Source organism: Erythrobacter cryptus DSM 12079 (genome assembly GCF_000422985.1).
GTDB classification, from domain to species: domain Bacteria; phylum Pseudomonadota; class Alphaproteobacteria; order Sphingomonadales; family Sphingomonadaceae; genus Erythrobacter; species Erythrobacter cryptus.
This window is the reverse complement of the sequence record NZ_AUHC01000012.1, coordinates 1-13,390: the sequence shown is the minus strand read 5'-3', so window position 1 is coordinate 13,390 and position 13,390 is coordinate 1. Positions and strand designations below refer to the sequence as shown.

The 13,390-nt window shown below is 68.1% G+C and carries 17 protein-coding genes; 6 read left to right on the top strand and 11 right to left on the bottom strand.

Annotation, left to right across the window (positions count from 1 at the left end; translation table 11 throughout):
• Window positions 1–215: 215 nt before the first annotated feature.
• A complete protein-coding gene (locus tag G524_RS0109015; protein WP_027443426.1) occupies window positions 216–1,190 on the top strand; it encodes an NAD(P)H-dependent flavin oxidoreductase in 975 nt (324 codons plus the stop codon).
• A 69-nt stretch (window positions 1,191–1,259) separates the two neighbouring features.
• On the opposite strand, the gene G524_RS0109010 is transcribed toward G524_RS0109015, so the two are convergent.
• Complete coding sequence (locus G524_RS0109010; protein WP_027443425.1) at window positions 1,260–1,730, bottom strand: hypothetical protein; 471 nt, start codon at window positions 1,728–1,730, stop codon at window positions 1,260–1,262.
• A 68-nt stretch (window positions 1,731–1,798) separates the two neighbouring features.
• Complete coding sequence (locus tag G524_RS0109005) at window positions 1,799–2,059, bottom strand: zinc-finger domain-containing protein (protein WP_027443424.1); 261 nt, start codon at window positions 2,057–2,059, stop codon at window positions 1,799–1,801.
• 75 nt (window positions 2,060–2,134) lie between these two features.
• Here G524_RS0109005 and G524_RS0109000 point away from each other — a divergent pair, with 75 nt between their 5' ends.
• Window positions 2,135–3,097, top strand: coding sequence for an ABC transporter ATP-binding protein (locus tag G524_RS0109000; protein ID WP_027443423.1), 963 nt, complete (start codon window positions 2,135–2,137; stop codon window positions 3,095–3,097).
• A 6-nt stretch (window positions 3,098–3,103) separates the two neighbouring features.
• Here G524_RS0109000 and G524_RS16825 read toward each other — a convergent pair whose 3' ends face one another.
• Window positions 3,104–3,271: a hypothetical protein gene (locus G524_RS16825; protein WP_156894058.1), complete on the bottom strand. Its 168-nt coding sequence runs from the start codon at window positions 3,269–3,271 to the stop codon at window positions 3,104–3,106.
• Between the two features lie 204 nt (window positions 3,272–3,475).
• On the opposite strand from G524_RS16825, the gene nadB reads away from it, so the two are divergent.
• The 3 genes from nadB to G524_RS0108980 all read left to right on the top strand — a co-directional run bounded on the left by nadB (window position 3,476) and on the right by G524_RS0108980 (window position 7,038).
• Entirely contained in the window at window positions 3,476–5,077 is a 1,602-nt protein-coding gene (gene nadB / locus G524_RS0108990) for an L-aspartate oxidase (RefSeq protein WP_027443422.1), read from the top strand.
• A 75-nt stretch (window positions 5,078–5,152) separates the two neighbouring features.
• Entirely contained in the window at window positions 5,153–6,097 is a 945-nt protein-coding gene (locus G524_RS0108985; protein WP_027443421.1) for a TraB/GumN family protein, read from the top strand.
• Between the two features lie 41 nt (window positions 6,098–6,138).
• Entirely contained in the window at window positions 6,139–7,038 is a 900-nt protein-coding gene (locus G524_RS0108980; RefSeq protein WP_027443420.1) for an alpha/beta fold hydrolase, read from the top strand.
• Here the strand turns inward: G524_RS0108980 and G524_RS0108975 are convergent.
• The 6 genes from G524_RS0108975 to G524_RS0108950 all read right to left on the bottom strand — a co-directional run bounded on the left by G524_RS0108975 (window position 7,035) and on the right by G524_RS0108950 (window position 11,307).
• Window positions 7,035–7,658 carry a MarC family protein gene (locus G524_RS0108975; protein ID WP_027443419.1) on the bottom strand — a complete coding sequence of 208 codons (624 nt, stop codon included), beginning with the start codon at window positions 7,656–7,658 and terminating at the stop codon, window positions 7,035–7,037. The genes G524_RS0108980 and G524_RS0108975 overlap by 4 nt on opposite strands.
• Before the next feature lie 31 nt (window positions 7,659–7,689).
• Window positions 7,690–8,469 (bottom strand): Cif family virulence factor, encoded by a 780-nt coding sequence (locus G524_RS0108970; protein ID WP_051221045.1) that lies wholly within the window; start codon window positions 8,467–8,469, stop codon window positions 7,690–7,692.
• Window positions 8,466–9,362 (bottom strand): bifunctional methylenetetrahydrofolate dehydrogenase/methenyltetrahydrofolate cyclohydrolase FolD, encoded by an 897-nt coding sequence (gene folD, locus G524_RS0108965; protein WP_027443417.1) that lies wholly within the window; start codon window positions 9,360–9,362, stop codon window positions 8,466–8,468. Before folD ends, G524_RS0108970 begins: the two co-directional genes overlap by 4 nt.
• The gene (locus tag G524_RS0108960) at window positions 9,362–9,655 is read right to left on the bottom strand and encodes a YggT family protein (protein WP_027443416.1); all 294 of its coding nucleotides are present in this window, start codon (window positions 9,653–9,655) and stop codon (window positions 9,362–9,364) included. The genes folD and G524_RS0108960 overlap by 1 nt, the downstream gene beginning before the upstream one ends.
• 135 nt (window positions 9,656–9,790) lie before the next feature.
• Complete coding sequence (gene argB / locus G524_RS0108955; RefSeq protein ID WP_051221075.1) at window positions 9,791–10,702, bottom strand: acetylglutamate kinase; 912 nt, start codon at window positions 10,700–10,702, stop codon at window positions 9,791–9,793.
• Window positions 10,703–11,055: 353 nt separating this feature from the next.
• The gene (locus tag G524_RS0108950; RefSeq protein ID WP_027443414.1) at window positions 11,056–11,307 is read right to left on the bottom strand and encodes an HP1242/YdcH family protein; all 252 of its coding nucleotides are present in this window, start codon (window positions 11,305–11,307) and stop codon (window positions 11,056–11,058) included.
• A gap of 254 nt (window positions 11,308–11,561) precedes the next feature.
• Between G524_RS0108950 and G524_RS16600 the strand changes: the two genes are divergently transcribed.
• Window positions 11,562–12,341, top strand: a complete 780-nt coding sequence (locus tag G524_RS16600; RefSeq protein ID WP_051221043.1) for a thermonuclease family protein — start codon at window positions 11,562–11,564, stop codon at window positions 12,339–12,341.
• 43 nt (window positions 12,342–12,384) lie between these two features.
• Here the strand turns inward: G524_RS16600 and G524_RS16820 are convergent, their stop codons facing one another.
• Both G524_RS16820 and G524_RS0108940 read right to left on the bottom strand, forming a co-directional pair.
• Window positions 12,385–13,077 (bottom strand): hypothetical protein, encoded by a 693-nt coding sequence (locus tag G524_RS16820; protein ID WP_156894057.1) that lies wholly within the window; start codon window positions 13,075–13,077, stop codon window positions 12,385–12,387.
• The coding region (locus G524_RS0108940; RefSeq protein WP_027443413.1) for an IS5/IS1182 family transposase at window positions 13,077–13,390 on the bottom strand (314 nt) is incomplete at its 5' end. The genes G524_RS16820 and G524_RS0108940, both read right to left, overlap by 1 nt.

Below are 13,390 nucleotides of genomic sequence, written 5' to 3'. Positions count from 1 at the left end.
ATCGGTCATCGTGATGCCTGCCGGGTGGGGGCAAAGCGGCCCGATCCCACCGCCTTCCCGCCGCCCGGCTCCTCCTTTGGAACCATGCTGACGCTACGGCGCGCAAGCGCCGCGCCGGCCCGCACGCCCTTCCGCCTTGCGCGGGGCTTGCCAGCCGCGCGCCGTCTGGCGCATGTGCCTCGCCAACCAGGCCATGTGAGGGGAGAGACAGCGCCATGAAGACCGCGATCACCGAGATGTTCGGCATCGAGCACCCGATCATCCAGGGGGGCATGCACTATGTGGGCTTTGCCGAGATGGCCGCGGCGGTCTCCAACGCCGGGGGCCTCGGCATCATCACCGGACTGACCCAGGGCACGCCCGAAAAGCTCGCCAACGAGATCGCCCGCTGCAGGGACATGACCGACAAGCCCTTCGGGGTGAACCTCACCATCCTGCCCACGCTCACCCCGCCCGACTATCCGGGCCTCGTCAAGGCGGTGATCGACGGCGGGGTGAAGGTGGTCGAGACCGCGGGGCGCAACCCGGTCGAGCTGCTGCCGCCGCTCAAGGATGCCGGGATCAAGGTGATCCACAAATGCACCAGCGTGCGCCATGCGCTCAAGGCGCAGGAGATCGGCTGCGATGCGGTGAGCGTCGATGGCTTTGAGTGCGGCGGCCACCCGGGCGAGGATGATGTGCCCAATTTCATCCTCCTGCCGCGCGCCGCGGATGAACTGGAAATCCCCTTCGTCTCGAGCGGCGGCATGGCCGATGGGCGCAGCCTGGTGGCGAGCCTCGCGCTCGGCGCGCAGGGGATGAACATGGGCACCCGCTTCATCGCCACCAAGGAGGCCCCGGTGCATGACAACGTCAAGCAGGCGATCCTCAAGGCCACCGAGCTTGACACCCGCCTCGTCATGCGGCCCCTGCGCAACACCGAGCGGGTGCTCAACAATGCCGCGGTGGAACGCCTGCTCGCCAAGGAAAAGGCGCTGGGCGATGCCATCACCATCAACGACATCTTGCCCGAAGTCGCCGGGGTTTACCCCAAGATCATGCAGGAAGGGGCGATGGACGAAGGCGCGTGGAGCTGCGGCATGGTCGCCGGGCTGATCCACGACATTCCCACCTGCAAGGAACTGATCGAGCGGATCATGCGCGAGGCCGAGGAGATCATCGCGCGCATGCAGGCGATGGCGCGCGCCTGAGCGCGCCGATCGCGCCGCGCGGCAGGGCTGGTGCCGGTGCCGGTGCCGCCGCAGGCGCGGCGCGCCGGCCTAACCGCCCTCAGCGTGTGCCGGCTTGATACGGGTGTAGGGGATGAAGTCCTCGAAGAACACCACCCCAGTGACCACGCCCGAGAACGGCGCGATGCTGGTCGCCCGGTCGCTGCGGCACAGCTGGTGATCGATCAGCCGCCGCACCGAGAGCATGTCGGTGCTGTCGATCCGCGCCGGATCGGTGGTGCGCTGGAGATAGATCGTATCGCCCCGGCCATAGACATAGGCGGTGCCGTCGATCGCGGTGACCACCAGGTTGCGTCCGGTGGGAATGCAGGCCACCGGCGCGCCCGGCTCGCGCCCTTCAAGCAGCTGGGCGAGCTTGCGCGCGCTCTTGCTCGGCGCGGCGGCAGCGCTGTCATCCTGCTGCTGCGGCGCTGCGGCCACCGCGGGGGTGGCGAGCGCCAGCATCGCCGCCAGCGCTGCGCCGCCGATCAGCTTCGCCCGATCATGCCAGACCTGGCTCATCCTCAAGCCTCCTCGATCTGCCCGCACGCAAGCCTAGCCGCGGCGATCTGAACCGGGGCTGACCGCCTTCAGCCGCCCACCGGGCTCGACCCGGCGGAAATATCGGGCAGCGCGGTGTGATCGGCGCCATCGGCCGGGCCGCCCTTCAGCACGAAACGCCGATCGCAATAGCCGCAATCGACATAGCCATGCTCGTCGATCTCGAGGAACACGCGCGGATGGCCGAGCGCTGCCGGACGAAAGCCCGCGCCGCCGCGGATGCCGCTGGCCCCGTCGCAGGAGACGCGGCGGGTATCGACCAGCAGGATTTCGGGTGGGGGAATGCTCATGGGCCCTGCCGATACTCTCCTGCCTGCCCCGGCGCAATTGCCTTCCTGCGGCCAAGGTTCTAGGGGCGCCTTGCCATGCCTGGTGAACCTGCCATCCGCATCGACAAGCTGGTCAAGCGCTACGCCCCGGCCAGGGGCGCGAAAGGCGCGGTGAGCGAGGGCAAGCTCGCGCTCGATGGGGTCAGCTTTGAGGTGCCGGAAGGATCGATCTTCGGCCTGCTCGGCCCCAACGGCGCGGGCAAATCGACCCTCATCAACATCCTTGCCGGGCTGGTCAACAAGACCGCCGGCACGGTGGAGATCTGGGGCTTCGATATCGACCGCGACCGGCGCAATGCCAGCCGGGCGATCGGGATCGTGCCGCAGGAGATCGTCTTCGATCCCTTCTTCACCCCCTTCGAGGTGCTCGAAAATCAGGGCGGCTTCTACGGCATACCCAAGGCGCTGCGCCGCTCGGAAGAACTGCTTGCCGCCGTGCGCCTTGCCGACAAGCGCGATGCCTATGCCCGCACGCTTTCAGGCGGCATGAAGCGGCGGCTGCTGGTGGCCAAGGCGATGGTGCATTCCCCGCCGATCCTGGTGCTCGACGAGCCGACCGCCGGGGTCGATGTCGATCTCAGGCGCCAGCTGTGGGAACTGGTGAGCCAGCTCAACCGCGAGGGCGTGACCGTGGTGCTCACCACCCACTATCTCGAGGAAGCCGAGGAGCTGTGCGACCGCATCGCCATCATCAACCACGGCCGCCTGATCGCCAACAAGCCGACCCGCGAGCTGGTGGAAATGGCGCGCGAGAAGATCGTCGCCGTCACCGCCGCACGCCCGCTGGCCGCCGCCCCGGCGCACCCCGCCTTTGCCAAGGTCGAATGGGATGGCGAGCGCGGGGTTGAAGTGACCTACAACAAGGATCGCCTCAGCGCCGGGCAGGTGCTCGCCATCCTCCAGGAACAGGGCCTCACCATCGAGGATGTCACCACCCGCGAGGCCGATCTCGAGGACGTCTTCGTTCAGCTCACCGCCGACAGCCAGAACCCGGCCTGACCCGTATCAATCATCCTCAGCGGCGCGCCTGCGCCAGTCGCGCCGCCCGTGCCGGGCAATCGGCGCGCCGCAATGGCGGCAGCGACCGAAATAGGTGCGCCCATCCCATTCCACCTCGCGGCGCACCGGTCGATGGCGATTGATCGCGCACCCCAGAAACGACAGGAAGGACATTGGCGACTGCTCCGCTCGGGTTGCGACCCGCTGCCTGCGCCTTGGGCGCCCTCGCCCCGCATCGGTCTCAGGCCGAATCACGAATTGTGCAGGTGCGAAGATATCACCAACGCGCACCGACGTTCTGCTACCTAGATGACGTAGCTTAAGCTTGTGTGACACCCAAGTCTTGCCGCCGCGGACTTTGCGCGGCATGGCCCGTTCATGGACGCAGGGCACGACAATCAGACCACGCATGATGTGCTGGTGATCGGTTCGGGCGCGGCCGGGCTGACCGCGGCGCTGGCGCTGGCCGAACAGCGCCGGGTGCTGGTGCTGGCCAAGGGTTCGCTCACCGGCGGATCGACCGCCTGGGCGCAGGGCGGGATTGCCGCGGTGCTCGACGCCGGGGACACCTTTGAAAACCACATACGCGACACCATGGTCGCGGGCGCGGGTCTCAACGACCTGGCTACGGTGGAGTTCGTCATCACCCGGGCGCCGGCCACGATCGACCGCCTGTGCGCGCTCGGCGTGCCCTTCAACCGCGAGGCCGAGGCGCTCCACCTCACCCGTGAGGGCGGCCATTCGCACCGCCGCATCGTCCATGTCGATGATGCCACCGGCTGGGCGGTGCAGCAGGCGCTGCTCAAAGCCGCCGAGGCCCATCCCAACATCACCCTCTTGCCCGGGCGCGCGGCGCTCGACCTCATCACCGATCGCCACCGCGCGCAGTTTTCCGCGGCGGGGCGGGTGTGGGGCGTCTATGCGCTCGACGAGGCGAGCGGCCGGGTCGAGCGGCACCTCGCGCGCGCCACCATCCTTGCCACCGGCGGGGCGGGGCGCGTTTACCAGTTCTCCACCGCCCCGCGCGGCGCCACCGGCGATGGCATCGCCATGGCCTGGCGTGCCGGCGCGCGGGTTTCCAACATGGAGATGATGCAGTTCCACCCGACCTGCCTTTACCACCTCGAGATCAAGAACTTCCTCATCACCGAGGCGGTGCGCGGCGAGGGCGGGCGGCTGATCAACCCGCGCACCGGCAAGCGCTTCATGGAATTTTATGACCCCGCGCGCATGGAGCTTGCGCCCCGCGACGTGGTCGCCCGCGCGATCGATGCCGAGATCAAGCGCTTCGGGCTTGATTATGTCCACCTCGACATCAGCCACCAGCCCGCCGATTTCGTGCGCGGGCATTTCCCCACCATCCACGAGAAGCTGATGGGCCTTGGCATCGACATGACCAAGGGGCCGATCCCGGTGGTGCCGGCGCAGCACTATACCTGCGGCGGGGTGGTGGTCGATCTCAACGCGCGCACCGATGTGCCGGGGCTGTGGGCCGCGGGCGAATGCACCGAAAGCGGGCTGCACGGGGCCAATCGCCTCGCTTCCAACTCGCTGCTCGAATGCTTCGTCTTCGGCGAGGCCGCGGCGCAGGACATTCTCGCGCAGTGGGACAGCCTCGCCGCGCCGCCCGCGATCCTGCCCTGGGACGAAAGCCGGGTGACCGATTCCGACGAGGAAGTGGTGATCAAGCAGAACTGGACCGAGATCCGCCGCTTCATGTGGAACTATGTCGGCATCGTGCGCACCACCAAGCGGCTGGAACGCGCCGCGAGCCGCATCGAACTGCTGAAGCGCGAGGTGCACGAATATTACAGCGCCTTCCGGGTGACGACCGACCTCATCGAACTGAGAAACCTGCTGCAAGCGGCCGAACTGATCGTGAGAAGCGCGCTCGCCCGCAAGGAAAGCCGCGGGCTGCACTACACGCGCGATTATCCAGAGCTGGCGGATGAGGCGAAGGACACGGTGCTGGTGCCCTAGCCTGGGAACGCGCCCGTTTTGCCGGGGTTCATGGCGGGGTGCCTATCCCGGCCCGATCTGCCCCCAAGGCCTGCCATGATGACGCGCGTTGTGCCCCTTGCCGCCTTCATCGCCGCCCTCGCCGCCGCGCCGCTGGCGGCGCACGAGCCCGCGCCCGCCCCGGCGGAGAGCGAAAACGCCATCATCGTCACCGCCCGGCTTTCGGGCGCGCCGATGTGGACCATCGACACGCCCATCGGCACCGTGATCCTGGTGGGCGAGATCCGCGCGATCCCCAAGAGCACACCGTGGGAGCCGGCCCGGCTCGAGGAAGCCACTCGCGCGGCCGACCGTGTGATCCTGGGCGCGCGGCCCAGGATTTCGCCAGGGGACATCTTCCGGCTGATGTTCTCTGGCGGCAAGCTCACCAGGCTGCCGGGCAAGAGGGTTGCAGCCGACTATCTCGATCCCGCCCAGCTCCAGCGGCTCGAGGCGCTCGCCGCGGCGCACAAAAAGGACTACGCGCGCCAGTCCTTCCTCATCACCGCCTTCAGGATGCTGCGCGAGGAACTGCGCTTCAACCGCGACACCGCGCGCGATGCCTCGGACGTGGTCAAGGACGCGGCCGAAAAGGCCGATATCCCAATCACCCGCGCTGCCACGCTGCGCGGCGAGGACGTGATCGACAACCTCTTTGCCGCGGCCCCGAGCGCGCATGTCCCCTGCCTGGTCGCGGCGATGGATGCGACCGAGGCCGGGCCGCAGGTGGTGGAAGAGCGCGCCGCCAACTGGCGGCGGTTCAATATCCCGGCGGTGATGGCCAACCCGCTCGAGGCTGCCCTCGGCCAGTGCTGGCCCTGGGCCGACGAGACGCTGGGGGCCGAACTGCGCGGCATCTGGGTGGCGCGCATCGCCGAGGCGAGCGCGGCCAGGGGCACCACGCTTGCGGTTGTCCCCTTGCGCGTGCTCGCCGAAAGCGGCGGGGTGCTTGACCAATTGGACGCGCGCGGCTTCGATATCGCCGGCCCCGCGTGGAAATAGGCGCGCAAGGGGCCGAGCCTTGCGAGAGGATCACGCCGCCCATGCCCACCATCACCACTCCCAACACCGGCATCGACATCTTCTACGAGGATCACGGCGACCCTGAGGCGCCGGCGATGCTGCTGGTGATGGGCCTCGGCGCCCAGCTCACCCTGTGGCCCGACGAACTGGTCGAGGCGCTGGTGGGCGCCGGTTTCCGGGTGATCCGCTATGACAACCGCGACATCGGCCTGTCGCAGAAGATGGAAGGCGCGCGCGCCCCGCGCCTGGCCTGGCAGCTGCTGCGCAAGCGGCTCGGCTTTCCCGCCAAGGTGCCCTATACCCTCAAGGACATGGCCGATGACGGGATCGGCCTTCTCGATGCGCTGGGGATCGGCAAGGCCCATGTGGTCGGCGCCTCGATGGGCGGGATGATCGCGCAGCTGATGGCGGTGCATTATCCCGAACGGCTCATCAGCCTCACCTCGATCATGTCCACCACCGGCAATCCCCGCCTGCCCCAGGCCGAAAAGCACGCCATGGCCGCGCTCACCGCGCCGCTCGAAAGCCTCGAGGAGGAGGCGGTGGTTGCCCACGGTCTCAACATCGCCCGCAATATCGGCAGCCCCGGCTTTCCTTTCGACGAGGCAGCCCAGCGCGAGAAGGTGCTGCGCTCGGTGCGGCGCAGCGTCTATCCCGCAGGCCTGCCGCGGCAATTGGCGGCGATCATCGATGATGGGAACCGCACATCGCGCCTTGCCCGCGTGCGCACCCCGACCCTGGTGCTCCACGGCGAGGCCGATCCGCTGGTCAAGGTGGAGGCGGGCATGGACACGGCGCGCGCCATTCCCGGCGCGCGGCTGGTGACGATCCCGGGCTGGGGGCACGATCTGCCGCTGCCGCTGGCGCCGCGCATCGCCGAGGAGATCGCCGCCCATGCCCACGGCGCGGCGGCGGGCTAGAGGTTGAAGCTGCCCTTCAGCCCATCGATCACATATTGCGCCGCGAGCGCGGCGAGCAGCACCCCGAGCAGCCGGGTGATCACCGCCTCGACCTTGTCGCCAAGCAGGCGGATCAGCGGCCCGGCAGCCACCAGCGCCGCGGCGGTGATCGCCAGCACCGCGGCGAGCGCCAGCAGCACCTCGGCGCGCTCGCCCCAGCCCTCGGCCTCGTTCATCAGCAGCATGATCGCCGCGATCGCGCCGGGGCCGGCAAGCATCGGCATCGCCATCGGGAAGACCGAGACATCCTCGATCTCGGGCGTGGCGGCGATCTTCTCGGCGCGCTGCTCGCGCCGCTCGGTGCGCTTTTCGAACACCATGTCGAAGGCAATGAAGAACAGCATCAGCCCCCCGGCGATGCGGAAGGAATCAAGCTCGATGTGGAGCGCCGCCAGCAATTGCTGGCCGAACAGGGCGAAGATCAGCAGGATGATCGCCGCGATCGCGGTAGCGCGCAGCGCCATGGTGCGCGCCTGGGCGGCGCTTGCCCCCTTGGTCAGCCCGGCATAGATCGGCGCGCAGCCGGGCGGGTCGATCACCACGAACAGGGTGACGAAGGCGGAGAGGAAGAGTTCGGTCATCACCATCGCGCGCGCGGCCCCGTGTGGCGCATCACTCGGCGCTGCCGGGCGGCAGCGCCAGCTCGAAGGCGGTGAGCCAGCGGCCTTCGCGGAAATAGTCGGCCGCGGCAAAGCGGGTGCCATCGGCGCGGTGCTCCCAGCGCCAGCGCAGCGTGCCATCGCGCGACAGCCGGGCATCGGCGCGGGCCTCCTCGCCCACCGTGATCGGCGGGGGCGCCGGCACCGGCACCCCGCCGCGCGGGCAGCTGGCGATAAGCCCCTGCACCGCATCGAGCGCGGTGACCACGATATTGCCTTCCTCGATCTGCTGGCGCGGCGGGGGCTGGGGCACGTCGAGCCCGCCGACATCATAGACGAACCGATAGGCGCCATCGGCCTGGCGCTCCCACACGGTGAGGAAGCGCCCCACCCGCCCGTCAGGTTCGCGGGTGCGGCCATGGCTCACCGCCAGCGCCCCGTCGCAGCTGATCGCCACCGCGCGCGGCGCCCATTGCACCGCCTCGGGCGGATCGCGCTGCTCGGCCAGCCACGGCGCCAGCGCGAAGGGGCCGCCGGCCCCGTGAAGCTGCGCCCCCGGGGCGGCATAGAGGCGAAAGGCGGTCCATTGCCCGCGCTCGCGGGCGGCCCGGGCAAAGGCAAGCTCGGTGGCGACGATGGTGCTCGGCTGGGCGGCCCCCGGCGCTCCGGCAAGCGCGCGGTCGATCAGCGCCACCTCTTGGCGCGTCGGCTTTTGCGGCCCGCTGCCCCCGGCGCAGGCCGCGACGAGCGCCGCCCCGGCGGCGAGCAGGATGAGAGGCCGGCGCGCGCTCACAGGCCCTCCGGCAGCGGCAGGCCGGCGTGGCGGTGCGCGGCCTCGAGCGTGTTGCGCAGGAGCACGGCGATGGTCATCGGCCCCACCCCGCCCGGCACCGGGGTGATCGCGCCCGCAACCTCGGCGACCTCGGCAAAGGCGACATCGCCGACAAGGCGCCCCTTGGCCTTGCCCTCCTCAGGCGGCAGGCGGTTGATGCCGACATCGATCACCGTCGCGCCGGGCTTGATCCAGTCTGCGCGCACCATCTCGGGCCGCCCTACCGCGGCGATGACGATATCGGCCCGGCGCACCACTTGCGCCAGGTCGCGGGTGCGGCTGTGGGCGATGGTGACGGTGCAATTGGCCGCGAGCAGCAACTGCGCCATCGGCTTGCCGACAATGTTGGAGCGGCCGATCACCACCGCCTCCATTCCCGCAAGATCGCCGAGCCGGTCCTTGAGCAGCATCAGGCAGCCAAGTGGGGTGCAGGGGATGAAGCCCGGCTGGCCGACGCTGAGCCGCCCGGCATTGAGGACGTGGAAGCCATCGACATCCTTGTCGGGGCTGATCGCGGCGATGATCGCCGCTTCATCGAGGCCGCCGGGAAGCGGCATCTGCACAAGGATGCCATCGACCGCCTCGTCCTGATTCAATCGCTCGATCAGCGAGAGCAGCGCCGCCTCGCTGGTATCGGCGGGCAGGCGGTGCTCGAAACTGGCGATCCCCACCTCGGCGCAGGCCCTGGCCTTGGCGCCGACATAGACCTGGCTCGCCGGATCATCGCCCACCAGCACCACGGCAAGGCCGGGCTGGCGCGCGGCCTGATGGGCAAAGGCGGCCGCGCCTTCGGCGATGCGCGCGCGCAGGCCCGCGGCAAAGGCCTTGCCGTCGATCAGCGCAGCGCTTGCCATCAATAGGCCCCGCCGATGCCGACCAGCACCCGGGTGAGGACTTGCAGGCCAAGGATCAGCACCAGCGGCGAGAAATCGATCGCCCCGGTATCGGGCATGATCCGCCGGATCGGCCGCAGCACGGGGGCAAGCAGCCGGTCGATCGAATCATAGACCTGGCGCAGGAAATCATTGGTGGGGCTCACCACATTGAAGGCAAACAGCAGCCCGATGATGAACTGCACGATGATCAGCATCACCAGCACATTGGTGAGCATCACCAGGATATCGACGAGAATGGCCAGACCTTGCATTGCACCTCATTCCCTTGCGCTGCCGCGACCGGCCGCAGCCGCGTGAATCCACTGCCCCCATCCCCGGTTGGCGTATTAGCCGCTTAATACGCCTCGCGCCACACCCGAGTTGGCCGGGGCCTTGCTCAGGCGCCTTCAGGCCCGCACCAGCGTGCCGGCCCCGCGCGCGGTGAAGAATTCAAGCAGCATTGCATGGCCCACCCGCCCGTCGAGCACCACCGCGGCCTCGCAGCCCGATTGCACCGCCTTGATGCAGGTTTCGAGCTTGGGCACCATCCCGCCGCGGATCACCCCTTGTTCACGCAGTCGGGCAATGTCGGCAGGGGTGAGGTCGGTCAAAAGCGCGCCATCGGCATCGAGCACCCCGGCGACATCGGTGAGCAGGAACAGCCGCGCCGCGCCCAGCGCCGCCGCGATCGCGCCGGCCATGGTGTCGGCATTGATGTTGTAGGTCGCCCCGTCCGCACCGGGCGCGATCGGCGCGATCACCGGGATCATCCCGGCGGCCACCACGGTGTCGATGAGGGTGGTGTCGACCGCGGCCGGCTCGCCAACAAAGCCAAGATCGACCACCTGTTCGATATTGCTGTCGGGATCGCGGCTGGTGCGGGTGACCTTGCGCGCGGTGACCAGCCCGCCATCCTTGCCCGAAATGCCGATCGCCTTGCCCCCGGCCGCGGCGATCCAGCCCACCAGCTCCTTGTTGATCGCGCCCGAGAGCACCATTTCGGCGACCTCGGCGGTGGCCGCATCGGTGACGCGCAGGCCATCGACAAAGGTGCTCTCCACCCCGAGGCGCGTGAGCATCTGGCCGATCTGCGGGCCGCCGCCATGCACCACCACCGGATTGATGCCCACAGCCTTCAACAGCACGATATCCTCGGCGAAATCGCGCGCGGCCTCGGGATCGCCCATGGCGTGCCCGCCATATTTCACCACGAAGGTGCGCCCGGCATAGCGCTGGAAATAGGGCAGGGCCTCGATCAGCACCTCGGCCTTGGCGAGATCGAGGTTGGTGGGGGGGGCGTGATGGGTCTTGTCGCTCACCGGCACGGGTCTTCTTGGCTTGGCCAGGCGCCCCAGCGCGCCTGTGGGGCTGCGCCCTAGCCGCTTGCAGGCGCGCGGCCAAGGCCCTTGGGCAAAGCCTCGGGCGAAAGAATTTGTCGGCTGGACAAGGCTGTGTCAGTGATGCTGCGATTGTGGGGGGAACAGGCATGGATGACGACAAGCGCGCAGCACCGGGTGCAGATGGCCCAGGCGGCGGTCGGCGGCAGGGTGACAGGCGCAAGAGCCAGCAGCCCTTTGAAGGGCCGGATCGCCGCAAGGGTGAGCGGCGCTCGGGCAAGGATCGCCGGACCACACCGCGCCAGGATGGCGGCGCAGGGCTGGGCTGACCCGCGCTAGCCTGCGGGCGCATTCTCCAGCATCGCCGCGATTGCATCGAGCAGGTGCAGCCGCTCGCGCTTGAGGCCTTCGAGCCGCTCGTCGCTCGCCGCCTCGATCCCGCTTTCGATCCGGTGGATCGCCCGGTTCACCGTGTGGTGCCGCTCGGCCAGGCGGGCGAAATGGGCGTTCTCGCGCTTGAGGCGCTGGATCGCCGCGGCATCCTCGGGGAAGGCTTCGTGGAGTTCATTGGGGGTGTGTGCGGACATCAGGGTCTCCCGTGGCTCTGGTCCCCTTGCTGCCCGCCGCGCGCGGCGCTGACATTGATGCGCATCAATTTCGCTGGAAAGGTGCGGCGGCGGCGCTAAGCTCGCGCGCGGGATCAATCCATGCAGACGATGCGATCATGGCGCCGCTTGGCGGCCTTGGCGAGGGGATTCCCGCGCAGGGGTTGCCTGGGGTGGCCGCTAAGCAGGCTGCACGGGGCGCCGCCCGGGCAGGGCGTTAGCATAGTGTTGACCCGATGCGCGGCATGATCCGGGTGATGGGCAAGCTCATTCCCTTTCGCCGCCCGCAGCCGCGATCCGCCTGGACGCGCGTCGAGGCCTATCGCCGCCCGCCGCGGCGCGGGCAAGGGCCGGCGGCGCGCGCCGGGCGCTTTTCCGCGCTGCTGGTGGGCCTGCCGCTTGCTGCCTTTGCCATGGTGCTGCTGTGGCCCGCGGGCGGGGCGTGGCATGGGGCCGCCGAGGGGGAGCGCGCGGCGGGGCCGGCCGGCATGCCCGCGCAAGCCAGCGCCGCGGGGGCGGCGGAGGTTGTCCGCCGGCAGAGCCTCGCGGGCAGCGCCGCCGCGCTCGATGCGGAGCAGCCGCAGGTTGCGGGGGGCGTGGCGCTCGCCGCCGGCAGCGCGCCCGAGATGCTGGCGGGGGTGGACCGCGAGCGCGCCCATTTCCCCCTGTGCGACGGCCCGGTGCGGGTAACCTGCGTGGTCGATGGTGACACCATCTGGTACCGGGGCGAGAAGATCCGCCTTGCCGATCTCAACACCCCTGAAGTCTCGCGCCCGGGATGCGCCAGGGAGGCCGCGCTCGGCCACAAGGCGACGCGGCGGCTGCAGGCGCTGCTCAACGCCGGGCCCTTCAGCCTCGAGCCCAACCCGGCCGGGCGCGCCACCGACAATTACGGCCGCAGCCTCAAGCTGGTGACCCGCGGCGGCGAAAGCCTCGGCGCGGCACTGGTGCGCGAGGGCCTCGCCGAGGAATGGGGCGGGGCGCGACGGGATTGGTGTTATACCAAGGCCCGATGAGTGAAACTCATCGAGCCTTGGTATAACTGCTTCAGGACAATTGTTAGCTCAGCGTAGCATGAGGAAGCGCGCCTGCAATCGTCGACATTAGGCCTGCAACGCTCCAATCGCGCGTTGTATAAAGAACGGACATATCCATCACGATTGTCATAACGCCTGCAATCTTGTTAACAGATAGGGTTTTTTGCCCAACTGGATGCTTAAAGCCGAATGTCAATTCGTCTCGAATTTCCTTTGGTTTTCGAAGAACCTGACCTGCATTTAAGGTTTCTTCACCTGATAGGACTCGAGAGAGGCCGCTAAAGCTCAGTCGCACATAGCTCAAAATCAGTGAGCGAACTCGTGGATGAATTCCTGTCGCTTCGACTAGGCGCGTTTCCATGCGAAGAAAGTAATCGAGTGGCATGGGATTAACCGAAGCTCGGTGCCAATAGATGTGCTCAGCTTGGGTAGATGGATAAACTCCCAGACGCATTAAGAATTCGTTCCATTGGACCGAAGCCACCGCTCTAGTGCGGCCGCGCTCGACCCGGCCTTTGAGATAGACTTCACGAGCGCGCTTTAGATCGCCGCTGACACCGGAGAAAATCTGCTCCAACAAGAACGCAGCTTCTTGAGTCCGCTTTGAGGAAATAAACTCCTCCAGAAGCTCGACCAGACGTCGAGCCTCGGAGTCTGAGAGTTCCGCAAATCCGTCGCCTCTATTGGCAGTCCAGCCTTGTTCTTCGTGGAGCACTAAGCCGTGGACTCATTAGCTGCGATCCATAGGCGAGTTGAGAAGAGTTTGGCAGCGGCGAGGAAGTTGTCGGCGCGTTTGTCGTATCGCGTGGCCAAGCCTCTGGCGTGCTTGAGTTTTCCGAAGAAGCGCTCGATCAGGTTGCGATAGCGGTAGAGGAAGGAGCTGAAGGCGAAGCCCTTCTTGCGGTTGGCCTTTGGCGGGATGTTGGCGAAGCTGCCGCGCGCCTCGACCTTGTCGCGGATGGCGTCGCTGTCATAGGCCTTGTCGGCGAGGAAGATGCTGCCTTCCGGCACGGCCTCGAGCAGCGGAT